The 22,355-nt window shown below is 66.7% G+C and carries 21 protein-coding genes; 3 read left to right on the top strand and 18 right to left on the bottom strand.

Annotated features, from left to right (window positions below; genetic code table 11):
* The first annotated feature begins 154 nt into the window (after window positions 1-154).
* Window positions 155-889: a transcriptional repressor LexA gene (gene lexA / locus H7X47_RS20360; RefSeq protein WP_193370583.1), complete on the top strand. Its 735-nt coding sequence runs from the start codon at window positions 155-157 to the stop codon at window positions 887-889.
* A 280-nt stretch (window positions 890-1,169) separates the two neighbouring features.
* Here the strand turns inward: lexA and H7X47_RS20355 are convergent, their stop codons facing one another.
* Complete coding sequence (locus H7X47_RS20355) at window positions 1,170-1,337, bottom strand: hypothetical protein (RefSeq protein WP_193370582.1); 168 nt, start codon at window positions 1,335-1,337, stop codon at window positions 1,170-1,172.
* A gap of 150 nt (window positions 1,338-1,487) precedes the next feature.
* Window positions 1,488-3,653, bottom strand: a complete 2,166-nt coding sequence (locus H7X47_RS20350; RefSeq protein WP_193370581.1) for a ComEC/Rec2 family competence protein — start codon at window positions 3,651-3,653, stop codon at window positions 1,488-1,490.
* Window positions 3,654-3,841: 188 nt separating this feature from the next.
* Here H7X47_RS20350 and gltX point away from each other — a divergent pair, with 188 nt between their 5' ends.
* Together gltX and H7X47_RS20340 are read left to right on the top strand one after the other, a co-directional pair.
* Window positions 3,842-5,263 (top strand): glutamate--tRNA ligase, encoded by a 1,422-nt coding sequence (gltX, locus tag H7X47_RS20345; protein ID WP_193370580.1) that lies wholly within the window; start codon window positions 3,842-3,844, stop codon window positions 5,261-5,263.
* 107 nt (window positions 5,264-5,370) lie between these two features.
* The gene (locus tag H7X47_RS20340) at window positions 5,371-6,684 is read left to right on the top strand and encodes a citrate synthase (RefSeq protein WP_193370579.1); all 1,314 of its coding nucleotides are present in this window, start codon (window positions 5,371-5,373) and stop codon (window positions 6,682-6,684) included.
* Window positions 6,685-6,744: 60 nt separating this feature from the next.
* On the opposite strand, the gene lpxB is transcribed toward H7X47_RS20340, so the two are convergent.
* The 16 genes from lpxB to H7X47_RS20260 all read right to left on the bottom strand — a co-directional run bounded on the left by lpxB (window position 6,745) and on the right by H7X47_RS20260 (window position 22,313).
* A complete protein-coding gene (gene lpxB / locus H7X47_RS20335) occupies window positions 6,745-7,917 on the bottom strand; it encodes a lipid-A-disaccharide synthase (RefSeq protein ID WP_193370578.1) in 1,173 nt (390 codons plus the stop codon).
* Window positions 7,914-8,756 (bottom strand): LpxI family protein, encoded by an 843-nt coding sequence (locus H7X47_RS20330; RefSeq protein ID WP_193370577.1) that lies wholly within the window; start codon window positions 8,754-8,756, stop codon window positions 7,914-7,916. The genes lpxB and H7X47_RS20330 overlap by 4 nt, the downstream gene beginning before the upstream one ends.
* Entirely contained in the window at window positions 8,756-9,547 is a 792-nt protein-coding gene (gene lpxA, locus H7X47_RS20325) for an acyl-ACP--UDP-N-acetylglucosamine O-acyltransferase (protein ID WP_193370576.1), read from the bottom strand. Before lpxA ends, H7X47_RS20330 begins: the two co-directional genes overlap by 1 nt.
* Window positions 9,547-10,017 (bottom strand): 3-hydroxyacyl-ACP dehydratase FabZ, encoded by a 471-nt coding sequence (gene fabZ / locus H7X47_RS20320; protein WP_193370575.1) that lies wholly within the window; start codon window positions 10,015-10,017, stop codon window positions 9,547-9,549. The genes lpxA and fabZ overlap by 1 nt, the downstream gene beginning before the upstream one ends.
* On the bottom strand, window positions 10,010-11,047 hold the full coding sequence (lpxD, locus tag H7X47_RS20315; protein WP_193370574.1) for a UDP-3-O-(3-hydroxymyristoyl)glucosamine N-acyltransferase: 1,038 nt from the start codon (window positions 11,045-11,047) through the stop codon (window positions 10,010-10,012). Before lpxD ends, fabZ begins: the two co-directional genes overlap by 8 nt.
* 9 nt (window positions 11,048-11,056) lie before the next feature.
* Complete coding sequence (locus tag H7X47_RS20310; protein ID WP_193370573.1) at window positions 11,057-11,590, bottom strand: OmpH/Skp family outer membrane protein; 534 nt, start codon at window positions 11,588-11,590, stop codon at window positions 11,057-11,059.
* 50 nt (window positions 11,591-11,640) lie between these two features.
* Window positions 11,641-13,941, bottom strand: coding sequence for an outer membrane protein assembly factor BamA (bamA, locus tag H7X47_RS20305; protein WP_193370572.1), 2,301 nt, complete (start codon window positions 13,939-13,941; stop codon window positions 11,641-11,643).
* 33 nt (window positions 13,942-13,974) lie between these two features.
* Window positions 13,975-15,111, bottom strand: a complete 1,137-nt coding sequence (rseP, locus tag H7X47_RS20300) for an RIP metalloprotease RseP (protein WP_193370571.1) — start codon at window positions 15,109-15,111, stop codon at window positions 13,975-13,977.
* A 186-nt stretch (window positions 15,112-15,297) separates the two neighbouring features.
* Entirely contained in the window at window positions 15,298-16,500 is a 1,203-nt protein-coding gene (locus tag H7X47_RS20295) for a 1-deoxy-D-xylulose-5-phosphate reductoisomerase (protein ID WP_193370570.1), read from the bottom strand.
* Window positions 16,501-17,289: a phosphatidate cytidylyltransferase gene (locus H7X47_RS20290; RefSeq protein ID WP_193370569.1), complete on the bottom strand. Its 789-nt coding sequence runs from the start codon at window positions 17,287-17,289 to the stop codon at window positions 16,501-16,503.
* An 8-nt stretch (window positions 17,290-17,297) separates the two neighbouring features.
* On the bottom strand, window positions 17,298-18,035 hold the full coding sequence (locus H7X47_RS20285; RefSeq protein WP_193370721.1) for an isoprenyl transferase: 738 nt from the start codon (window positions 18,033-18,035) through the stop codon (window positions 17,298-17,300).
* A 54-nt stretch (window positions 18,036-18,089) separates the two neighbouring features.
* The gene (gene frr, locus H7X47_RS20280) at window positions 18,090-18,611 is read right to left on the bottom strand and encodes a ribosome recycling factor (protein WP_227010671.1); all 522 of its coding nucleotides are present in this window, start codon (window positions 18,609-18,611) and stop codon (window positions 18,090-18,092) included.
* 39 nt (window positions 18,612-18,650) lie between these two features.
* On the bottom strand, window positions 18,651-19,397 hold the full coding sequence (pyrH, locus tag H7X47_RS20275; RefSeq protein WP_193370567.1) for a UMP kinase: 747 nt from the start codon (window positions 19,395-19,397) through the stop codon (window positions 18,651-18,653).
* A gap of 239 nt (window positions 19,398-19,636) precedes the next feature.
* Window positions 19,637-20,563, bottom strand: coding sequence for a translation elongation factor Ts (gene tsf, locus H7X47_RS20270; RefSeq protein WP_193370566.1), 927 nt, complete (start codon window positions 20,561-20,563; stop codon window positions 19,637-19,639).
* A 143-nt stretch (window positions 20,564-20,706) separates the two neighbouring features.
* Window positions 20,707-21,561 carry a 30S ribosomal protein S2 gene (gene rpsB / locus H7X47_RS20265; RefSeq protein ID WP_193370565.1) on the bottom strand — a complete coding sequence of 285 codons (855 nt, stop codon included), beginning with the start codon at window positions 21,559-21,561 and terminating at the stop codon, window positions 20,707-20,709.
* Window positions 21,562-21,815: 254 nt separating this feature from the next.
* On the bottom strand, window positions 21,816-22,313 hold the full coding sequence (locus H7X47_RS20260; protein WP_193370564.1) for a DUF2059 domain-containing protein: 498 nt from the start codon (window positions 22,311-22,313) through the stop codon (window positions 21,816-21,818).
* Window positions 22,314-22,355: the final 42 nt, after the last annotated feature.

Genomic DNA, 22,355 nt, shown 5'->3' with positions numbered 1-22,355 from the left:
TCGGCCGACCTGCCCCGAGGGCCGCTGCCGCCTCCTGACATAGCCCTTGACGGCAAATGAGAACTAAACTAGAACATGTGCCCAGGTTTTTGTTTTGTTCCATATTTTGTGTCGCTTCCATGACGAAGGACGACACCCTGGGGTTAATCGATCCATGCTCACCAAAAAGCAGCACGAGCTTTTGCTCTTCATCCACCGCCACCTGCAGAAGAACGGGGTCTCCCCGTCCTTCGACGAAATGAAGGATGCGCTGGCGCTGAAGTCGAAGTCGGGCATCCACCGGCTGATCACCGGCCTGGAGGAGCGCGGCTTCATCCGCCGCCTGCCGCACCGGGCCAGGGCCGTGGAGGTGCTGCGCCTGCCCAATGACATGGCCGGCGAGGTCGAGGACACGGGCGCGGAAACGCCGCCGCAGGGCGGCGACGCCCGCGGCGGCTTCGCCCCCAAGGTCATCCGGGGCGGGTTCTCCTCGTCGATCCCCGGTGCCCAGGCCGCCAACGACAGCGACGCGATGCAGCTGCCGCTCTATGGCCGGATCGCCGCCGGCACGCCGATCGAGGCCCTGCGCGACTATTCCAACTACGTCGACGTGCCCTCCTCCATCATGGGCAACGGCGAGCACTACGCCCTGGAGGTCGACGGCGACTCCATGGTCGACGCCGGCATCCTGGACGGCGATACGGTGATCATCGAGCGCTGCGAGAGCGCCGAGAACGGCACCATCGTGGTCGCCCTGGTCGACAACGAAGAGGCCACCCTGAAGCGTCTGCGCCGCAAGGGCGGCGCCATCGCCCTGGAGCCGGCCAACCAGGCCTATGAGACACGGATCTTCCCGCCCGAGCGCGTCGCCATCCAGGGCCGCCTGGTGGGTCTGCTGCGGCGCTACTAGTCGGGACCAGGCGGACAGCCTGGGCGGGAGCTAAACCCGGGCCTCGCTGCGATCCGGATCTCCGAGGCCGGGGCCCACTGCCAAAACGACGGCGGGGCGTTGCTCAAGACTTGGGCCCGCTAGCTTGCAGCAGGCATTCGCTGCAGGGTCATCGCCAATGTGAACCCCACAATCCACGCACCGAGAAACAAAAGAATAACGGGTATAAGCCATGACCGGATCGTCGTGCCCCTGGGCGTGAAAAAAGACCCCGGGAGAAACACGATCAGGGGGAGCAGCATCATCCTGTTTTTTTTGCTTCAGGCGCCATGTTGAAAGGCAGGAGCACCCAAAGTACGGCCAATACGCAAAAGCTGGCGGCGCCGATGACCCAGGCGACAAGTCCCATAAATTCCAGACTCGACCTGGGGACATTGAGAGCAATCAACTGATCTGCGAATTCACTCATACTGTGCTCCAGATCTATTGGTCCATCGTTGTCCTCCCGCAGAGCGGGAACGGGGAGCATTAAATTCAATCATCTTAGCGCTCCGGCGCGTAGATTGCGACAGCCTCAACGCGCCTCGCGCTGTGAGCAAAGCTGCTCATTTGGTCGTCTCTAGTCATTCCCGAAAGCCCGCGCCGGATAGGGCGACCAGGGACGTGCGCCCTGCTGCCCGGCCACGGTGCGCACGACGGGCCCCTCCGGCCCCAGCCACACCGCCTGGGCGCCCTGGCGCCAGAGATCGAAACGGTCGATGACCACCGCCGGGCCACGGCAGGGTTGGCGGCGCAGCGGCTCCAAGCTGACCACGACCTCGGCCAGGCGGCAGTCGTCGGCGGCGGCGCGCGGGTCGCGCAGCACCGCCAGTGTCCAGCCGTTCTCCCGGTAGAGGCAGCCGAGGGGATCGCAGCTCATACCGGCAGCGCTCCCTTCTCCGAGGGCCGGCCAAGGCAAGGTCTGCGACGCGAAGGCCCGCCGCGCCCAGCTGTCGAGCACGAAGCTGCTGCCGCGCGGCCAGCCCACCCACAGCCGCCCTTCGACGTCACGCAGGCCCGCCTGCCGGCCGTCGCCGCTGACCAGCAGACTCGGCGGCTCGAAGCTCAGCGGGGAGAGCGCCCCGGCCAGGATCAGCGCGAGACCGAGGCGGCGCCAGGGCCGCTGCCAGAGGCAGAGCCAGAGCCCGCCGAGCGCCACCAGCCCCAGGCCCCAGTCCGGCATGGGCGGCGCCTGCAGGCTGGCCGCCGGCCAGGCGGCCACGGTCCCGGCAAGCCCCAGCAGCACCTCGAGGCCCCAACCCATGGGCACGAGCCCCAGGGCTTCGCCGCCGAAGGGCATGAGCAGCAGGGCCAGGACGGCCCAGGGCATGATCCAGAAGGCGGTCAGCGGCACCGCCACCAGATTGGCCAGGAGCCCGTATAGGGCCAGGCGTTGGAAGTGGAAGGCAGCAAAGGGCCCGGTGGCGAGAATGGCGATCACCGAGGTCGCCGCAACGCCGGCGAAGTATGTCAGCAACCGCTCTGCCATACCCCTCGCCTCGCGGTACTGCGGGCGGCGGCCGTCCCAGGCCTCGTAGGCGGCGATCAGCGCTGTGACGGCGGCAAAGGACATCTGGAAGCTGGCCGACATGAGGCTTTCCGGCGCGGCGATGAGGATCACCACGGCGGCCCAGGCGACCAGGCGCAGAGAGAGCGCGCGGCGTTCCAGCAGCACCGCCAGCAGCACCACGGCGATCATGAGGAAAGCGCGTTGCGCCGGAATGCTGGCGCCCACCAGGTTCAGGTAGACGAAGGCGCCGGCGGCGGCGGCCACCGCCGCCCACTTCTTGATCGGGTGATAGAGCGCCAGGCCGGGGATCAGGGCCAGGCCGGCGCGCAGGAAGAAGAACAGGCAGCCCGCGACCAGGCCCATGTGAAGGCCCGAGATCGCCAGCAGGTGGGCCAGGCCCGCGACGCGCATGTCGGCGCGGGTCGCCTCGCTGATGGCGCCGCGCTGGCCGGTGATGAGCGCCACCGCGACGGCTCCCGCCTGTCCCTCGAGCTGCGCCGCGACGCGTCCGGCGATGGTCTGGCGCAGCCCTGCCCACCAGCGCTGCCAGGCGGCGGTAGCCCCGCCGCCATCCTGCGGCGGCGCCAGCACCTCGGCGGTGCCGTAGGCAAAACCGATCCCGCCGAGACGCTGGAAATAGGCCTGGCGGGCGAAATCGAAGGCACCGGGCAGCACGGGCGGGCTCGGTGGCCGGAGGGCGGCGCGCAGGCGCAGGAGGCTGCCGGGCGCCGGCGCGGTCTCCAGGGCGGTCACGGTGACCCGCAGTCGTGCCGGCAGATCCTCCTGCGCGAGCCCCGGCATCTCCAGCGGGCGCAGGTAGAGCCGCCGGCCCAGCGTCCGCGGCTCGCTGTCCAGAAGTTCCGCCGTCAGCGCGGCCGGTCCCCAGTTCCGCTCCAGCACCGGCGCGGCCACGAGCTGGGTGCGCAGCTGCGCCAGGGCGAAGCCGGCGGCTACGGTGAACAGCGCGAGGAGAACCAGGCTCAGGCCCGGTGCGCGGCGCAGGCCCCAGGCACCGATGCCCGGCACCGCAGCGGCGGCAGGCCCCAGCCAGACCGGCGGCTCCGCCTTGCCCCAAAAATAGAAGCAGACGCCCAACCCCAGCAGCGCCGGCACCCACAGCGGCCAGCGCCCGCGCTCGGCCAGCAGGTCGTCGCGGGCCCGCCCGGCCAGTCGAACAAGGTCCGACGGCCCGCCCTTGTCCTGCCCGCTTTCCCTGCCGTCAGGCAGCGCCCGCATGGTGGTTTCCCCCGTCAAATCCCCCTTTTACTTTCACGATTATAGATTTAGTGGAACACGCGCAAAAGAGGAGCATCGGCGGTTTGCCGAGCTTCCCCCGGCTGTGGTAAACCCCGCCATCCTGATCTCCAGGGGACCGGCGCCGGTCCCCCGGCCCCCAGACCCTGGTTCCAGCAAGCGATTGAGTGATGACCACCGACACCAGTACCGTCGTGACGCGCTTTGCGCCCTCGCCCACCGGCTTCCTCCACATCGGCGGCGCCCGCACGGCGCTCTTCAACTGGCTCTTCGCCCGCCACCACGGCGGGGAGTTCCGCCTGCGCATCGAGGACACCGACCGCAAACGCTCCACCCAGGAGGCCATCGACGCCATCCTGGACGGCCTGGACTGGCTGGGGCTCGAGCATGACGGGGAAATCGTCTACCAGTTCTCCCGGGCCGAGCGGCACGCGGAGCTGGCGCGCGACCTGCTGGCCCAGGGCCGCGCCTATCACTGCTACTGCTCGCCGGAAGAGCTGGAAGAGATGCGCGCCAAGGCACGGGCCGAAGGCCGGCCGATGCGCTATGACGGGCGCTGGCGCGACCGCGATCCCTCCGAGGCGCCGGCCGGCATCGACCCGGTGGTGCGCCTGAAAATGCCCCAGGAGGGAGAGTCGGTGATCGCCGACGTGGTGCAGGGCGAGGTTACAGTGCGCAACAACCAGCTGGACGACATGATCCTGCTGCGCGCCGACGGCACCCCGACCTACATGCTCTCGGTGGTGGTGGACGACCACGACATGGGCGTCACCCACGTGATCCGCGGCGACGACCACCTGACCAACGCCTTCCGCCAGACCCAGCTCTACCGGGCCCTGGACTGGGAGACGCCGCTTTTCGCTCACATCCCGCTGATCCACGGCCCCGACGGCGCCAAGCTGTCCAAGCGCCACGGTGCCCTGGGCGTCGATGCCTACCGGGAAATGGGCTATCTGCCGGAGGCCCTGCGCAACTATCTGCTGCGTCTCGGCTGGGGCCACGGCGACGACGAGATTATCTCCACCGAGCAGGCGGTCGAATGGTTCGACCTGGACGGCGTCGGCAAGTCGGCGGCGCGTTTCGACTTCGTCAAGCTGGAGAGCCTCAACGGCCATTACCTGCGCGAGGCAGCCTCGGAGCGCCTGCTGGAACTGCTCGTGCCGCGCCTGGAAAAGACTCTGGAACGGCCGCTGTCGGAACTGGCCCAAAAGCGCCTCGCAGCCGGCATGGACGGCCTCAAGGCGCGGGCGAAAAATCTTGTCGAACTCGCTGAAAATGCGGTATTTTACGTCATCGAGCGGCCGCTGCGCCTGACTCCCAAAGCGGACAAGATCCTCAAGCCTGAAGCGCGTGCCCGTCTGGGCCGTTTACTCAGCAGCCTGAGCCAGTTGCCGGAGTGGAACGAAGCGGCCGTCGAAGCGGCGGTACGCGCCTTCGCCGAGGCCGAGGACTGCAAGCTGGGAGACGTCGCCCAACCCTTGCGGGCGGCACTCAGTGGATCAAACGTTTCGCCGGGCATCTTTGAGGTCGCCAGCATCCTGGGGCGGGAGGAATCCCTGGCCCGGATCGCCGATCAGAGCACTTCTTCCTAGCGCTCTATGTTGCGCCGCGGCAATTGATTGAATCGGTCGGATTCTCTATGCTCGCGGCCAACATTGGGCACCCGCCTGCGGGGCATTTTAAGTTGAGGGATGGGACTATGAACGACGCCAAACCGATCGCCAACAGGGCCACCGTGACCCTGACGGACAACAGCACCGGGAAGAGCCTGGAACTCCCGGTCTTGGACGGCAGCGTCGGCCCCCGCGCCATCGATGTCAGCAAGCTCTACGCCGAGACGGGGATGTTCACCTACGACCCCGGCTTCACCTCCACGGCCAGCTGCGATTCCGACATCACCTACATCGACGGCGAAGTAGGCATCCTCATGCACCGCGGCTATCTGATCGAGGATCTGGCCGAGCACAGCGACTTCATGGATGTCTGCTATCTGCTGCTGCATGGCGAACTCCCGAGCGTGAAGGAAAAGACGGCGTTCGAGAAATCAATTACTTATCACACCATGCTGCATGAGCAGATGAACAACTTCTTCCGGGGGTTCCGGCGTGATTCGCACCCCATGGCCGTCATGGTCGGCGTGGTGGGCGCGATGTCGGCCTTCTATCATGACTCCACGGACATCAACGATCCGCATCAGCGCATGGTGGCGTCGCACCGCCTGATCGCCAAGATGCCGACCATCGCCGCCATGGCCTACAAGTACTCCGTCGGCCAGCCCTTCGTGTACCCGCGCAACGACCTGCACTATGCCGAGAACTTCCTGCACATGATGTTCTCGGTGCCCTGCGAGGAATACAAGATCAGCCCGGTACTGGCCCGCGCCATGGATCGGATCTTCATCCTGCATGCCGACCACGAACAGAACGCCTCAACCTCGACGGTGCGCATCGCCGGTTCCAGTAACGCCAACCCCTTCGCCTGCATCGCCGCCGGTATCGCCTCCCTTTGGGGGCCGGCGCACGGCGGCGCCAACGAGGCGGTGCTGCAGATGCTCTCCGAGATCGGCTCCAAAGACCGCATTCCGGAGTTCATCAAGCGGGCCAAGGACAAGGACGATCCCTTCCGCCTCATGGGCTTTGGCCACCGGGTCTACAAGAACTATGACCCGCGCGCCAAGGTGATGCAGAAGTCCTGCCACGAGGTGCTGGGCGAGCTGGGCATCAATGACCCGATGCTTGAAATGGCCATGGAGCTGGAGAAGATCGCCCTGGAGGACGATTACTTCGTCGAGCGGAAGCTGTTCCCCAACGTCGACTTCTATTCCGGCATCATCCTCAAGGCCATGGGCTTCCCGACCTCCATGTTCACGGTGCTCTTCGCCGTCGCCCGCACCGTCGGCTGGGTCGCCCAGTGGCGCGAGATGATCGAGGATCCCAAGCAGCGCATCAGCCGGCCGCGCCAGCTCTACCACGGCGCCACCGAGCGCGCCTACGTGCCGCTCGAGAAGCGCTGAGCGGCCGCATAGAACGAACCAAAGGGCGCCCTGCGAGAGCAGCGGCGCCCTTTTCCTTTGTCAGCTCGAAGGCTGCTTCTTCAGGCAGGCCAGGATGCGCCGGGCCGCGGCGCGGCTGGGATTGCCCTCGGGCGGGGTCAGCGCCTCGACCACGCCGCGGCAGCCCTCGCGCTGGGCGGCACGGGCCTCCGGATCGCTCAGCAGCCGCTCCACCGCCGGCAGGATCTCCGCCGCCCGGCAACGGCGCTGCAGGAACTCCGGCTGCACCTCCCGCCCGGCGATGAGATTCACCAGGCTGACGAAGGGCACGCGCAGCAGCGAGGGCGGCAGCAGCCCGACGATGCCGGCGAAGCGGTAGGCCACCACCGTGGGCACCCCGGCAACGCCCAGTTCCAGGGCCACGGTGCCGGAGGCCGCCAAGGCCGCCGTGGCCTCGCGGAAGGCCTTCTCCTTGGCTTCGGCGCCGCGCACCACCGTGACCGGCAGCGGCCAGTCCCGCACCTGCGCCTGCACCACTTCGGCGACCGTCTCCACCGTCGGGATCACCACCTTGAGCTCCGGGTGCCTGGCCGCCAGGGCGCGCACAACCTCGGCAAAGACCGGCAGCAGCTTCGCCACCTCGCCCTTGCGGCTGCCCGGCAGCACCGCCAGGCAGGGGCTCTGCGCGGCAGCGCCCGTCTGCGCCGCGGATCGGGTCTCGACCGCCGGATGGCCGACGAAGTGGGTCGGCAGGTCGTGGCGTTCGAAATAAGGCGGCTCGAAGGGCAGCAGCGCCAGAAGGTGATCCAGGTAGCGGGCGACCGATTTGGCGCGCCACGCCTTCCAGGCCCAGACCTGCGGGGCGACATAGTGGATCAACGGGATGCCCTGCCCTTTCAGGCGTTCGGCGATCTCCAGTGTGAAGCTGGGCGAGTCGATGGTGACCACGGCGTCGGGGCGCAGCTCCTTCACCGCGGCGACGGTCTCGCGCATGCGCTTGAGGATGGTGAAGAGATGCGGCAGCACCTCGATGAGCCCCATGACCGCCAGTTCGTGGATCGGGAAGCGGCTCTTCAGCCCCGCCGCGGTCATGGCCTCGCCGCCGATGCCGGCAAAGCGGACGCGCCCGCCGGTCTCCTCGCGCAGGGCCGTCATGAGGCGGGCGCCCAGCAGGTCGCCGGAGGGCTCGCCGGCAATGAGAAAGATCAGCGGACCTTCCTCCTGCCCGACATCCGCGAATTCGGGCGCGGTCATCCGGCGGCGGCGCCGGTCGCCGCTTCGTGGCTGATGCCGACAATGAAGAGGCCGGCCCGGTCCGCGGCCAAGGTGACGGCGGGCAGATCAACCACGAGCGTGCCGCCCGCTTCAACGGCAATGCCGCGCAGTCCGGCGGCCGCCGCGCCCTCGACCGTCTTGACGCCGATGGTCGGCAGGTCGGCCCGGCGTTCCTGTCCGGGCTTGCTGAGCTTCACCAGGACCCCACCGGGGCCGGCCCGGCGCAGGGGACCGCAGCGCGCCAGGAGGGCGTCGGTTCCCTCCAGCGCCTCGACGCCGAGGACCAGGCCGTCCTGAATGACCGTGGCCTGGCCGACGTCGGCCGCGCCCATGGCCCGCACCACGTCGATGCCGCGCCGGATGTCGCGCCAGGCGGTCTCGTCGGGCTGGTTGCGGCCGAAGCTGCCCTCGGCGGCCAGCAGGTCGTGCACGAATTCCTCGATCCCGCGCAGGGTGAAGCCCTCGTCCTCCAGGCCCTTCACCACGGCCCCCAGCAGGCCGTCGTCGCCCAGGCTGTTGAAGCCGATCTTGGCGAGGAACTTGAAGGTCTTCCGGTCGGGGCGCAGTTCGGTCATGCTCGGCCGCTTGACGGCGCCGACCAGGACCAGGTCCTTGACCCCGGCCCCCTTGAGGGCCTGCACCGCCTTCTCGCTCTGACCCATGCGGATCCAGAGGTGATCCGCGCCCTCCACGGTGGCCGGGTCGGTATGGTTCTCGATAGCGATGACGAAAGCGCCACGGCCGTTGGCCTGACAGACTTCCACCAGCCGGCGTGGGAGGGACCCGCCGCCGGCAACGATACCGAGCGGCCCGGACATCAGTCTTCTTCCGGCTGCAGGATGGGGCGCGAGGTCTCCGCGCGCAGGAAGCCGACCAGGGCGTCGATGGTGCCCCGGCCGCCATACTGATCGTCCACCGCGTCGATGCGCTCGGCGAAGGTGCCTTCGGTGCCGAAGAGATGGTCGTAGGCCTTCATCAGCGCCTGGATCTCCTTGCTGTCGACGCCGGCGCGTTTGAGCCCCACCAGATTCAGCCCGGCCAGTATCCCCGGGCGGCCCATGACCATACCGAAGGGAATGACATCGCTCTTGGCGCCGGCCATGGCGCCGATAATGGCGTTGCGCCCGACGCGCACGAACTGCTGGGCGCCGGAAAGGCCACCCATGATGACGTAGTCCTCCAGCACCACGTGGCCGGCCAGCGTGGCGTTGTTGGCCATGATCACGTTGTTGCCCAGACGACAGTCGTGGGCAACGTGACTGCCCGGCATGAAGAGGCAGCCGTCGCCCACTTCCGTGACCATGCCACCCCCTTCGGTGCCGGGATTCATGGTCACGTGCTCGCGGATCACATTGTCATTGCCGATGTGCAACTCCGAAGGCTCGCCCTTGTACTTGAGATCCTGTGGCGGCTGGCCGATGGAGGAAAAAGGATAGATGCGCGTGCGCGCGCCCACGGTGGTGCGCCCGTCGATAACCACGTGGCTGTGCAGACGCACCCCCTCGCCCAGGGTCACGTTGGAACCGATCACGCAGTAGGGGCCGATGGAGCAGCCGTCCGCGATTTTCGCGCCAGGGTCGATAACGGCTGTCGGGTGAATTTCCGACATCAGTACCCCACGATCATGGCGGAATAGCTGGCATTGGCCACGAGGGCATCGCCGACAAGGGCTTCGCCCTTGAACTTCCAGACGCTGCGGCGGTTCTGGATGCGCGTGACCTGGATGCGCACGGTGTCGCCGGGCACCACAGGCTTGCGGAAGCGCGCTTCGTCGATGGTCATGAAGTAGACCAGCTTGCCGTGAGCTTCCTTACCCAGGGTGTACATCACCAGGGCCGCCGCGGTCTGCGCCATGGCCTCGACCAGAAGGACCCCCGGCATCACCGCCTGTTCCGGGAAATGTCCCTGGAAAAAGGGCTCATTGATGGTGACGTTCTTAATTCCCGTCGCGCTCTCACCGAGGACGATATCCTCTACCCGGTCGATCATGAGGAACGGGTAGCGGTGCGGCAGCAGCGCCATGATGTCATGGACGTTCAGCGTGCCGATCTCTTCCTGCTCTGAGGTTTCTTTATTCATCCTTCTTCTTGCCCCTTGCCTTCAACTGGCGCTCCCACAGGGCAACGAGCCGGAAAAACTCCCGAACTGGCCGCGCAGGGCTGCCCAGAACCGTCATCCCACTGGGAATGTCACGCATGACCCCGGATTTCGCGCCGATCTGGGCACCGGCCCCCACCTTCAGGTGGCCGGAGATGCCTGCCTGAGCGGCGACGGCGACAAAGTCCTGCAGGACCGTGCTGCCGGCCACCCCCGACTGAGCGACGAGCACGCAACCGCGCCCGATGCGCACGTTGTGCCCGATCTGCACGAGATTATCAATCTTCGCCCCGGCCCCGATCACGGTGTCCGGTCCGGCGCCGCGGTCGATCGTCGAATTGGCCCCGACTTCGACCCCGTCCTCGATGAGCACGCGGCCCAGTTGCGGCACGTCCACGAAGCCTTCCGGATCCATGGAGAAGCCGAAGCCGCGGGTCCCGATTCGCGCCCCGGCGTGAATCTGGCAGGCCCGTCCGATGCGGCAGTAGGCCAGGGAGACGTTGGGGCCGATGATCGTGCCGTCGCCGACGGCCACCGCCTCGCCCACCACGCTGTTGGCCTCGACACGGCAGCCCCGACCGATTTCGGCACCGGCGCCGATCACTACGCCGGCGCCGATCTCGCTGCCCTCGCCGATACGCGCGCCGGGATCGACCACCGCTGTGGGATGGATGCCGGGGTGCGGAGGCGGCACGGGATAGAAGGCCTGGGCGATCTTGGCGTAACCGCGGTACGGGCGCTTGGTGAGCAGCAGGGCCATGCCCTCGGGGGCGCGCTCGGCGAACTCGGGATCGACGATGCAGGCTCCGGCTTTGCTTTCGGTGAACTGGCCCAGATAGCGGCGGTTGTCGAGAAAGCTCACGTCATCCGGTCCCGCCGTGTCCAGCGGCGCAACGTCGGTGAAGCTGCGCGTACCCTCCTCACCGCCGGGCAGCAGTTCCGCTTCTGCGATGGCGGCCAGATCAGCCAGCTTGAAGGGCCCGGCATTGTTAAAGAAACGAGGGTCAGCCATGGGCCACCTTTAATTCGGTACATCCGGCAGAGTCACGTCGGCGAGGCGGGCGTTGAGCCGCTGCAGGGCCTCCTCGGTGAAGTCGAACTCCGAGCGGACTAGGATAACTGTGGTCTTGGCCAGCACGAGGTCAAGGTTGTTCTCTCGGGCAATGTCCTGGGATATCTGGACCAGGACCTGCTGCACCTGGCTCATGCCGCGGCTGAATATCTGATCCAACTGGCGGCGCTGCTCCTGCGCCTCGCGCTGCAGGGCGATGCCCTCGTCCTCCAGCTTGCCGCGTTCCTCGGCGTACTGCTCGACCGACAGGGCGCTGCGCCGCTGGGCCAGGTCCAGGTCGGCCGCCCTCAGTGCCTCTTCACGATCCTGCATACCGGCCTGGGCAGCTTCACGCCGGGCCTCGATTTTTCGTGAGAGGGCATGCACGGCCTCGGATTCCCGAAGCACGGCCTGGATGTCGATGATGCCGATCAGCGGAGCCCGCTCGATCTGGGCCCAAGCTACCGGAGAAGAGGCCGCAGTGAAGAGCGCCGACAACAGCATGAGCGTTCCGGCAAGGTACAGCGACCTGCGGCGAAGCCTCGACATATGTCCTAAAACTGCGTTCCGAAGCTGAAGCTTAAGAGCTCGGTCTCGTCGAAATCCTCTTTGATCACAGCGATACCCAGGTCCACGACAACCGGGCCAAAGGGAGAGTTCCAGGAGATGCCCGTACCGACGGTGACGCGCGGATCGCTGGAGTCCTGAAGATTTACCGGAATGCTGTTGTCGTCGATATCCCAGGCTGCGCCCACGTCGGTAAAGACACGGCCGCGGATATCCAGATCGAAGGGCAGATTCAGCGGGAAGGAAGCCTCCACCGTACCGGTGTAGAAGTTCTTGCCGCCCAGTGCGTCATTGGTTCTGCCGTCGCGCGGGCCAATGCCGCCGTATTCGAAGCCGCGCGGGGAACCGCCGCCCTTGAAGAAGCGGTCGGAGATGCGGGTATCCTCGCCGACGCCGACGATCGTGCCGCCCGTGCCCCGGACGCTCAGTGTGTAGTCCTCAAAGACGGTATAATAGTAGCCCGCCGTCGCCGAGGCGCGCACGAAGCTTGCGTCGCCGCCCAGGCCGAAGAACTCCGTACGCAGACTGCTGATGACGCCTTCACGCGGATCGAAGCGCGAATCGCGCGTGTCGTAGGTCAGCTCGTTGCTGATGCCCGAGCGCAAGGTGGCGCCTCTTTCGGAGCGGACCAGCAGTGAAGCACTGTTGTCGACGTCAGTGATGTCGCGATTTTCCAGCGTGTAGCGTACGACGTCGCGGATCTCGTCCGTAATATTGAAGCCGGCACGCACGGAGCCGCCAAGGCGCTCCTCCTCGTAGCCGCTCTCGTCCGTCCGGTCGTCCGTGGTGCGATAAAGGTCGATACCGGCCGCGAGATTGCGGTCCAGGAAATAAGGCTCGGTAAAGCTGAAATCGAGTTCGGTCGCCTCGCCCGCCAAGGTAAAGCCGAGGCGCAGATCCTGGCCGCGGCCCAGCAGGTTGCGTTCGCGGATACCGATGTTGCCGATCGGGCCGTCGGACGAGGAGAAGCCGGCGCCGAAGGTGACGTCACCCGTCGACTGTTCCTCCACCGCGACCTTGACAACCGTCCGGTCCGGCGCGCTGCCCGGTTCGTTCTCGACCGTGACCGTCTTGAAGAAACCGAGGTTCTGCACCCGCTGGCGCGAGCGGCGCAGCTTCGAGGTGTTGAAGGCGTCACCCTCCACGAGGCGGAACTCGCGGCGGATCACCCGGTCCAGCGTGCGGGAATTGCCCTCGATATCGATGCGTTCGACGAAGACCTTCGGGCCTTCCTGAATGTCATAGAGGATATCGATCGTCAGGTTCTCGCGGTCGCGCTGCACGCGCGGGCGGATGTCGACGAAGGCGTAGCCGAGGTCGCCGACGGCGTCGGTCAGAACTTCGATGGTCTTGTCGACCTCGCCGGCGTCGTACCAGTCGCCCTCTTCCGTAGTGACTTCGCTGCGCAGGGTCTCCGGGTCGAGATTGCGCAGGCCCGTCTCCAGGCCGATCCGGCCGAAGCGATAGCGCGGCCCCTCTTCCACCGTGAAGGTGATGATGAAGTCCTGCTGATCCGGCGTCAGCTCGGCGATGACGGAGACAACGCGGAAATCCGCATAGCCTTCATTCAGATAGAAGCGCCGCAGCAGTTCGCGGTCGAAGGTGAGACGGTCCGGATCGTAGGTATCGGAGGTGGAGAAGAAGTTCCAGAACGACTCCTCCGAGGTGGTCACCTCATCGCGCAGGGTCGAATCGGAAAACTCGCGGTTGCCGATGAAGTTGATTGCGCGGATCGAGGTCAGCGGGCCTTCGTCGATCTCAAAAGCAAGATCGACGCGGTTTTGTTCCAGCTGGATGACCTTCGGCTCGACGGTCGCCGCAAAGCGGCCGGAGCGGCGGTAGATCTCGAGAATGCGATCGGTATCCGACTGCACCTTGGTACGGGTGAAGACGACGCGGGGCCTCAGTTCGATTTCCTGGGCCAGAGTGTCGTCGTCGATCCGCTGATTGCCCTCGAAAGCGATGCGGTTGACGATGGGGTTCTCGCTGACCACGACGATCAGGGTGTTGCCCTCGCGCTCCAGGCGCACGTCGGCGAACAGACCGGTGGAAAAGAGATTCTTCAGCGAGTCGTCCAGGCGCACCGGGTCGAAAGGATCGCCCGGATTGACTCGCATGTAGGAGCGTACAGTCGCCGCCTCAATGCGCTGCGTGCCTTCAATCCGGATTGCCTCGATTCGTCCGCCGGACAGAATCGACTGAGCAAAACCCGTATCAGGAACCCCCAACCACGCTGCACTGGACAGCAGATACGCCAAGACGACGACGAGCAACCGTCCGCGACACACGTCCCTTGTCCTTCCCCCGTGGCACTGGTGCGTTTATGTGCCCAGGCCTTTGACGAAATTCACTAAACTGTCGATCCGAAGCAGATCGTTCCAGGTCACGAAGACCATTAACGTCAATACCAGAGCCAGACCGATCCGGAAACCGTATTCTTGTGCCCTTTCGCCCAGAGGCCGCCCCCGCACTGCCTCGATCGCGTAGAACAACAAATGCCCGCCGTCGAGCATGGGCACCGGAAAGAGATTGATCAGACCCAGGTTGATGGAAAGCATCGCGGCGAAGTGGACCATCGTCAGCAGTCCCAGCTGCGCCGCCTGACCCGACATCTGAGCGATCCGGATCGGGCCGCCCAGTTCTTCGGTCCCGCGGGCGCCGCGAATGATCTGGCCCAGGGCCGTCATGGTCTGGTCGACGATGGAGACCGTCTCGCGCGTCGCCTGCCACACCGCGCTCAGCGGGCCGTGACGGGTGTATTCCGGGGCGCCGCCGCGCAGGCCCAACAGACCCACCACCTGGGTTTCACCCAGACCGTTGGGCCGCTCGACCCGGTCCGGGGTCGCCAGCAGGTCGACCTCGCGGCCGCCGCGCTCCACGGTGATTTCCAGTTCTTCACCGGGCCGAAGCGCAACAATACGTTGCAATTCCTCGAATCTGGCAACCGTGGTGCCGTCGACGGCGACCACCCTGTCACCGACCTGGAATCCGGCGGCATCCGCCGCGGAGTCCCCGACCACCTCGCCCACCACCGCCGGCGTGAAGGGTTGGCCGTAGAACATGAACAACGCGGCCAGAACGACGATGGCAAAGAGGAAGTTGGCAATCGGTCCCGCCGCGACGATGGCGGCGCGTTGCCCCAGGCGCTTGTGCGGAAAGGCCACCGCGCGCTCGGCGGCGCTCATTTGCTCACTACCGTCGCCGGGCATGCTTGCGGCGTTGGCGTCGCCGAACATCTTCACGTAACCGCCGAGCGGGATGAGGCTGAACTTCCATCGGGTGCCCGCTTTGTCATCCCAGCCGAACAGCTCCGGGCCGAAGCCGATGGAGAAAACCTCCACTCGTACGCCGTTCCAGCGGGCGATCAGGTAATGGCCCAGCTCGTGAACGAAGACGAGAGCGGTGAGGATGACGAGGAACGGGATACCGAAGCCGTAGAGACCACCAGAAAAATCCATGACTTACAGCGCTGTCCTACTAATTGTTGTGAGGAAAGAGCGGTAGCCCGCTTCGTTCTGGTTGACCCGGGGCACCACCCCGGGACGACGCCGGTCCCTGATCCCCGCGGCAACCCGCGGGCGACCCAGCTAGATACCGCAAAATAGTTACCAAAGAAAGGATTTAGGCCAAGTCTTAAGGAGCACTTAGGCGCCTGTCGCCCGGGCTTCAAGCAGCGCTTTGGCGGTCTGCCGGGCCCGGCTGTCGACCGCCTCGACTTCTTCCAGGCAGGTCAGCTCGACAGCCGGATGGGCCTCCAGGGCCCGCTCGACCACCTCCGGGATTTCCAGGAAGCCGAGCCGGCCGGCCAGAAAAGCCGCCACGGCCTCTTCATTGGCCGCGTTGAGGGTCACCGGCGCGGTGCCCCCGGCCTTGAGCGCGGCGCGCGCCAGGCGCAGGCAGGGAAAGCGGGTCTCGTCCGGCGGCTCGAAGGTCAACCGGCCGATGGCGGCCAGGTCGAGGCGCTCGACCGGCGTCGCCATGCGCTCCGGCCAAGCCAGGGCATAGGCGATGGGGGTGCGCATGTCCGGCTGGCCGAGCTGGGCCAGGACAGAGCCGTCGACATAGGAGACCATCGAGTGGATGACCGATTCCGGATGCACCAGGATGTCGATGCGCGTCTCGGGCATGTCGAAGAGGAAATGCGCCTCGATCAGCTCCAGGCCCTTGTTCATCATGGTCGCCGAGTCGACGGAGATCTTGGCACCCATGTCCCAGTTGGGATGGGCGACCGCCTGGGCCGGCGTCACCGCCGCCATATCGGCCCGGCTGAAGCTGCGGAACGGCCCGCCGGAAGCGGTCAGGATCAGCTTGTCGACGCTCTGCGGCTGATCCAGGTCGAGGACCTGGAAAATCGCGTTGTGCTCCGAATCCACCGGCAGCAGCTGGGCGCCGCAACGCCGCACTTCGGCGGTCATCAGGCTGCCGGCGCAGACCAGGGTTTCCTTGTTGGCGAGGCCCACCACGGTGCCCTGGCGGATCGCCGAGAGGGTCGGCGCCAGGCCGGCGGCGCCGACGATGGCGGACATCACCCAGTCGGTCGGCCGCGCCGCCGCCTCGGCCACGGCTTCGGCCCCCGCCGCCACCTCGATGCCGCTGCCGGAGAGCGCCTCCTTCAGGTCCGCATAGGCGCTGTCGTCGGCGACCACGGCCAGGCGGGCGCCGAAACGCTTGGCCTGCATGGCCAGACGCGCCACCGAGCGGTTCGCGGTCAGGGCCTCAATGGTGAAGGCGTCGGGATTGCGCTCGACAAGGTCCAACGTGCTGCAACCGATCGAGCCGGTGGAGCCGAGGATTGAGAGGCGCCGCGGTTGGTTGGCGCTCTTGGGCGATGTTGACGCCAATGACATTCAGAAGTGAGCTCCCACTGCCCAGAAATACACGAATGCGACCGGGAAAACCGCCAGGAGCCCGTCCACACGATCCAGAATACCACCATGTCCCGGAATTATGTGACTGGAATCCTTCACGCCGAAATGCCGCTTACACCAGGATTCCAGAAGGTCCCCCCCTTGAGCAATAATCGCAAGGATCATACCGCCGACCACCAGCAGCATGGCGTCGCCCCCCAGGAAGCCGGCGGCCAGGGCGCCGACCAGCCCGGCGGCGAGCGCGCCGCCGATCAGGCCCGCCCAGGTCTTGTTGGGGCTGATTTTCGGGGCCAGCTTCGGTCCGCCGATGCCGCGCCCGGCGAAATAGGCGCCGATATCCGTCGCCCAGACCACGGCGAGGAGCCAGAACACCAGGTCCCGCCCGTGTTCGGGCACGCTGCGCAGCCACAGAAAAGCCAGGCAGGCGATGCCGATGTAAGGCGTTCCCAAGAGAATGAAGAGACGGGGATCGCCCCGCTTGGCTCTTGCCGACACCCCGCCCGCGCCGATCAACGCAGCGGCGACAGCGGCAGACAGAGCAGCGATCGTGTGGCCTAAGCTGAACAGCGCTGCCGCGATCACGAGCCCCGCGATCACCACCACCCCCGGCCAGCCGAGCTTCCCCCCGTTGCACATCCGCACCAGTTCCCAGCCCATGAGGCCGGCGGCGAGCACCACCAGGCCCGCGAACCACCAGCTGCCGAACCAGATGGCCAGCAACACCAGCGGCGCCAGAACGAGCGCAGAGATGATCCGCGTGACCAGCAAGGAAGGTCCTAGAGGGATTCTGCAGCCGCGCCGTAACGCCGCTCACGCCGCCGGAATTCCGCCACGGCGGCTTCCAGGTCGCTCTTGTCGAAGTCGGGCCACAGCTTGTCGACGAAGAACAGCTCGCTGTAGGCCGACTGCCAGAGCAGGAAGTTGCTGAGCCGCTGTTCGCCGGAGGTGCGGATGACCAGGTCCGGATCGGGAATGCCCGCCGTCAGCAGGCCGGCGGCGAAGCTGTCCTCATCGATGTCCTCCGGATCCAGCTCGCCGGCGGCCACGGCTTCGGCCAGGCGGCGGGCCGTGGCGGCGATCTCCTGGCGCCCGCCGTAGCTGATGGCAATGACCAGGTCGAGGGCCTGGTTCTCCGCGGTGCGCTGCTCCGCGTCGGCGATGAGGCGCACGATGTCCTGGGGCAGCCGCTCGCGGTCGCCGATGACGCGCAGGCGGATGCCGTTCTTGTGGAACTCCGCGATCTCGCTCTGCAGGTAGCGGCGCAGCAGGCTCATGAGATCCTCGACCTCGCGCGTCGAGCGGCGCCAGTTCTCCGAGGAGAAGCCAAAGAGCGTGATGAATGGGATCTGCAGCTCCAGGGCCCCGGCGACGCAGCGGCGCACCGCCTCCGCGCCCTGACGGTGTCCCAGGGTGCGCGGCAGGCCGCGCGCGTTGGCCCAGCGCCCGTTGCCGTCCATGATGATCGCAACATGGCGCGGTGAGGCCTGGTTCGGAGTGAGGCGTGCGTCGTCCATAACCTTGGTCAATGGGCCTTCGTCGATCGGGACTGAAGGGGCCGCCGCGCGACCCTAAACCTGGAGGATTTCCTCTTCCTTATGCGCCAGCGCATCGTCGATGCCCTTGATGTGGCGGTCGGTCAGGCTCTGGATCTCCTCGGACCAGAGATGATGCTCGTCCTTCGAGATCTCGTGGTCCTTTTCCATCTTCTTGAGCATTTCCATGCCGTCGCGGCGCACGTTGCGGACCGCCACCCGCGCCTGCTCGGCGTACTTGCCGGCGATCTTGGTCAGCTCGACGCGGCGCTCCTCGGAGAGCGCAGGGATCGGCACCCGGATCAGCTGGCCGTCGGTGGCCGGGTTGAGGCCCAGGCCGGACTCGCGGATCGCCTTTTCCACCGCGCCGACCATGCCGCGGTCCCAGACCTGCACGGTGACCATGCGCGGCTCCGGCACGCTGATCGAGCCGACCTGATTCAACGGCATGGAGGCGCCGTAGGCGTCAACGTGGATGGGCTCCAGCAGGCCCGCCGAGGCGCGGCCGGTGCGCAGGCCCGCAAATTCCTTGTGCAGTGCGTCGATGGCGCCGTCCATGCGGCGCTTGATGTCGCTTAGATCAGGATCTGCCACGGGTCATTCCTCGTTTCTCACCAGTGTAAAACAGCCCTTGCCGGACAGGACCTCAGCGAAAGCCCCCGGCCTGTATATTGAGAACACAAGGATAGGGATAGCGTTTTCGCGGGCAAGGGAGATGGCGGCATGGTCCATGACCCCCAGGTCCTCCGTCAGCACCCGCATGTAGCTCAAGGTGTCGTAACGCGTGGCGTCCGGATTCTTGGCCGGGTCGGCATCGTAGACGCCGTCGACCTTGGTGCCTTTCAGCAGCACGTCGCAGCCCATCTCCGAGGCCCTGAGCGCCGCCGCGGTGTCGGTGGTGAAGAAGGGATTGCCGGTGCCGGCGGCGAAGATGACCACCCGCCCCTTCTCCATGTGGCGCACGGCGCGCCGGCGGATATAGGGCTCCGCCACGGTGGCCATGGGGATGGCCGAGAGCACGCGGGTCTTGACGCCGGCGTTCTCCAGGGCGTTCTGCAGGGCCAGGGCGTTAATCACCGTGGCCAGCATACCCATGTAGTCGGCCGAGGCCCGCTCCATGCCCCGTGCGGCGCCGGAGACGCCACGGAAGATGTTGCCGCCGCCCACCACCAGGCAGACCTCCACGCCGAGGTCGCGGACCTTGGCGACATCGGCGGCGATCTGGGCCACCATATCGGCGTCCAGCCCGTATTCGCGCCCGCCCATCAGGGCCTCGCCCGAGATTTTCAGAAGAACGCGCTTGTACTTGGGGGGGCTATCGACCCGGGTCTGCGATTCTGACATGAGCCCCTTTGTTGTCTGGCAAGAGGAGGACAGGGTGCAACTGCGAGCCGGCGGGGGAAACCGCCGGTTAAGGCGCCGGCCGGCCAAAGAGCGCACATGGTAATGCGGCGGGCCGATTCACGCCAGCGGGCCGATCCCGCCGCCGCGAGCCACCGCCATTTGACACGGCCCAGGGGGCGCAAGCCCCTTCTGTGCCAGGCAAAAATGGCGATTTCGCGGCGGCGTCGAGGCTTTGCGGCTCAGCCGCCCAGGGTGGCGGCGACCTCCGCGGCGAAGTCCTGCTCCTCGCGCTCCACGCCCTCGCCGAGCTGGAAGCGCACGAAGCCGGCGATGGAAACCGGCGCGCCGACGTCCTTGGCGGCGGCCTCCAGCACCTTGCTGACCTTGTTCTCGCCGTCGATGACGAAGACCTGCTCCAGGAGGCAGACCTCCTCGTAGAACTTGCGCAGGCGCCCCTCGACCATCTTGGCGATGATCTCCTCGGGCTTGCCGCTGGCCCGCGCCTGCTCGCTCAGCACGTCGCGCTCGCGGTCCAGCGCCGAGGCGTCGACGCCGTCGCGATCCACGGCCTGCGGCTGGGCGGCGGCCACGTGCATGGCCAGCTGCCTGCCCAGGGCCTCCAGCTTCGCCTTGTCGCCGCTGGAGGCGAGGCCCACCAGCACGCCGATCTTGCCCAGGCCCGGCGCGGTCTGGTTGTGAATGTAGGAGCAGACCACACCCTCGTCGACGGAGATGCCGGCGGTGCGGCGCAGCGCCATGTTCTCACCGATCTTGGCGATCATGCTGGTGAGTTCGTCGGCGACGCTGTGGCCGGCGCCCGGATAGGTCGCGGCCTGGATCTTGTCCAGGTCGCCGCCTTCGGCCAGGGCGACCTCCGCGACGTTGCGCACGAAGTCCTGGAAGGAGTCGTTGCGGGCCACGAAGTCGGTCTCGGAGTTGACCTCGACCACGGCACCGGAGGTGCCTTCGGCGGCGACGCCGACCAGACCCTCGGCGGCCACGCGGCCGGCCTTCTTGGCCGCGGCGGCCAGACCCTTCTTGCGCAGCCAGTCGACCGCGGCCTCCAGATCGCCGCCCGTCTCGGTCAGCGCCTTCTTGCAATCCATCATCCCCGCACCGGAGGACTCGCGCAGTTCTTTGACCAGTGCCGCTGTGATTTCAGCCATCACGGAACCCTTTTTCTTTCATGTCTCGAACCCCCTGAGGGTCATCCCCCGGGAAGGTTCTACAGAGGTTTCTTTGCCGTTTGGGGAAACCGGCCCGGACAACCCACCTGGGCCGGCCGGCTCCCGTTGCGCTTGACGCCGGCTCAGGCCTGCTGGGTGCTTTCTTCGGCCGCCGGAGCGGGCGCCTCGGCAGCCGGCTCGGCCGGGGCCGGCTCGGCGGCCGGCTGCTCAGCCGCGGCCGCCGGCTCTTCCGGCAGCTTCTCGACCGGACCTTCGACCGACTCGCCGGCGTCGCCGCCGCTGGCGGTCATCTCGGCCTGGATGCCGTCCAGCACCGCATCGGCGATCAGATCGCAGTAGAGGCCGATGGCACGCAGGGCGTCGTCGTTGCCCGGTACCGGGAAGGTCACGCCATCCGGATTGGAGTTGGAGTCCAGCACGCCGATCACCGGGATGTTGAGGTTGCGCGCCTCGTCGACGGCGATGTGCTCCTTGTTGGTGTCGATGACGAAGAGCACGTCCGGCAGGCCGCCCATCTCCTTGATGCCGCCCAGTGCGCGCTCCAGCTTGTCGCGCTCGCGGGTCAGAACCAGCAGCTCCTTCTTGGTCAGGCCGCTGTTCTCCTCGGCCAGCTGCTCCTCGACGGTGCGCAGGCGCCTGATGGAGTTGGAGATGGTCTTCCAGTTGGTGAGCATGCCGCCCAGCCAGCGGTGGTTGACGTAGTACTGGCCGCAACGCTTGGCGGCCTCGGCCACCTTCTCGCTGGCCTGGCGCTTGGTGCCGACGAAGAGCACGCGGCCGCCGCCGGCGACGATGTCGCGCACGGTCACCAGGGCCTGGTTCAGCAGCGGCAGGCTCTGCTCCAGGTCGATGATGTGAACGCCGTTGCGGGTCCCGAAGATGTACGGGGCCATGCGCGGGTTCCAGCGACGGGTGGTATGTCCAAAGTGAACGCCAGCTTCGAGGAGCTGACGCATCGAGGGGCTCGGGAGCGCCATAAGATCTTCTCCGGTTGGTCCACCGCGGGCCTGTCATCTGGCCCCTGGATTACCGCAAAAATGGCGGAAAACCGAGGGTTTCAGACACCGGAGCGACTGTCGGGATTTCTCCCCGAAGGCCGCAATGCCCGCGTGTGAGATTGAAAGTGGGCGGGTGATACCCCCTGAGCCCCCAAGAATCAAGGAAAAACGGACGGATTTCCGCGGCTCTCCTGGCCCTCCCCGGCCCCTTCCCAGGCCCTTTTCCGGGCCGCCTAGATCCGGTAGCCCGCGGCCTTCAGGCGGCCCACGATCCGGCGGCGGACCTCCTCGCCCACGGCCAGCCCCCACTGGTGGCTGGCGCCCATGGCTTCCTGGGTGAGCAGCGGCAGCTTCTGGACTACGCTGCGCCCCTCCGGCGTGCGGTAGAACTCCAGCAGCGCGGCGACCTCCGCCTCCGTCAGGTAGGCGTCGTAGATCGGGATCGTCTGCTCCAGGAAGGCGTCGATGGATTCCCGAAAGGCCGCCTCGGCTTCCTTGAGGGCCAGGTCCCAGACCTCGTCGGGGACGTCCGGCAGCACCTCGCTGAGCACCGCCCGCTGCTGCTGCAGGACGTCCGGCAGGACCTCCTCCAGCAGGCTCTCGGTCTGGCTGGTCTCCAGCAGCTCGCGGATCAGCTCGAGCTTCCTGGATTGGACCTCTGTCGCCCCGGCCGGCGCCAGGCCGGCCAGAACCAGGACGCAGACCGCGGAAATTCTCGCAAGAGCCGCCATTGGCCCCTCCCTTGTTCGTCTCAAGGGCACAGTCTAGGGCTG

It is taken from the genome of Pelagibius marinus, from assembly GCF_014925385.1.
Taxonomy (GTDB): Bacteria; Pseudomonadota; Alphaproteobacteria; order Kiloniellales; family Kiloniellaceae; genus Pelagibius; species Pelagibius marinus.
This window is presented reverse-complemented; position numbering and strand designations above follow the sequence as displayed.

What these genes read in the sequence shown, in the direction of transcription:
- lexA (WP_193370583.1), top strand. Translation starts at nt 155, where the DNA reads ATGCTCACCAAAAAGCAGCACGAGCTTTTGCTCTTCATCCACCGCCAC.
- H7X47_RS20350 (WP_193370581.1), bottom strand. Translation starts at nt 3,653, where the DNA reads ATGCGGGCGCTGCCTGACGGCAGGGAAAGCGGGCAGGACAAGGGCGGG.
- H7X47_RS20310 (WP_193370573.1), bottom strand. Translation starts at nt 11,590, where the DNA reads ATGCTGTTGTCGGCGCTCTTCACTGCGGCCTCTTCTCCGGTAGCTTGG.
- lpxB (WP_193370578.1), bottom strand. Translation starts at nt 7,917, where the DNA reads ATGACCGCGCCCGAATTCGCGGATGTCGGGCAGGAGGAAGGTCCGCTG.
- H7X47_RS20295 (WP_193370570.1), bottom strand. Translation starts at nt 16,500, where the DNA reads ATGTCATTGGCGTCAACATCGCCCAAGAGCGCCAACCAACCGCGGCGC.
- rpsB (WP_193370565.1), bottom strand. Translation starts at nt 21,561, where the DNA reads ATGGCGCTCCCGAGCCCCTCGATGCGTCAGCTCCTCGAAGCTGGCGTT.
- frr (WP_227010671.1), bottom strand. Translation starts at nt 18,611, where the DNA reads ATGGACGGCGCCATCGACGCACTGCACAAGGAATTTGCGGGCCTGCGC.
- H7X47_RS20355 (WP_193370582.1), bottom strand. Translation starts at nt 1,337, where the DNA reads ATGAGTGAATTCGCAGATCAGTTGATTGCTCTCAATGTCCCCAGGTCG.
- H7X47_RS20340 (WP_193370579.1), top strand. Translation starts at nt 5,371, where the DNA reads ATGAACGACGCCAAACCGATCGCCAACAGGGCCACCGTGACCCTGACG.
- H7X47_RS20330 (WP_193370577.1), bottom strand. Translation starts at nt 8,756, where the DNA reads ATGTCCGGGCCGCTCGGTATCGTTGCCGGCGGCGGGTCCCTCCCACGC.
- fabZ (WP_193370575.1), bottom strand. Translation starts at nt 10,017, where the DNA reads ATGAATAAAGAAACCTCAGAGCAGGAAGAGATCGGCACGCTGAACGTC.
- tsf (WP_193370566.1), bottom strand. Translation starts at nt 20,563, where the DNA reads ATGGCTGAAATCACAGCGGCACTGGTCAAAGAACTGCGCGAGTCCTCC.
- H7X47_RS20285 (WP_193370721.1), bottom strand. Translation starts at nt 18,035, where the DNA reads ATGGACGACGCACGCCTCACTCCGAACCAGGCCTCACCGCGCCATGTT.
- H7X47_RS20260 (WP_193370564.1), bottom strand. Translation starts at nt 22,313, where the DNA reads ATGGCGGCTCTTGCGAGAATTTCCGCGGTCTGCGTCCTGGTTCTGGCC.
- pyrH (WP_193370567.1), bottom strand. Translation starts at nt 19,397, where the DNA reads ATGTCAGAATCGCAGACCCGGGTCGATAGCCCCCCCAAGTACAAGCGC.
- gltX (WP_193370580.1), top strand. Translation starts at nt 3,842, where the DNA reads ATGACCACCGACACCAGTACCGTCGTGACGCGCTTTGCGCCCTCGCCC.
- rseP (WP_193370571.1), bottom strand. Translation starts at nt 15,111, where the DNA reads ATGGATTTTTCTGGTGGTCTCTACGGCTTCGGTATCCCGTTCCTCGTC.
- lpxA (WP_193370576.1), bottom strand. Translation starts at nt 9,547, where the DNA reads ATGTCGGAAATTCACCCGACAGCCGTTATCGACCCTGGCGCGAAAATC.
- lpxD (WP_193370574.1), bottom strand. Translation starts at nt 11,047, where the DNA reads ATGGCTGACCCTCGTTTCTTTAACAATGCCGGGCCCTTCAAGCTGGCT.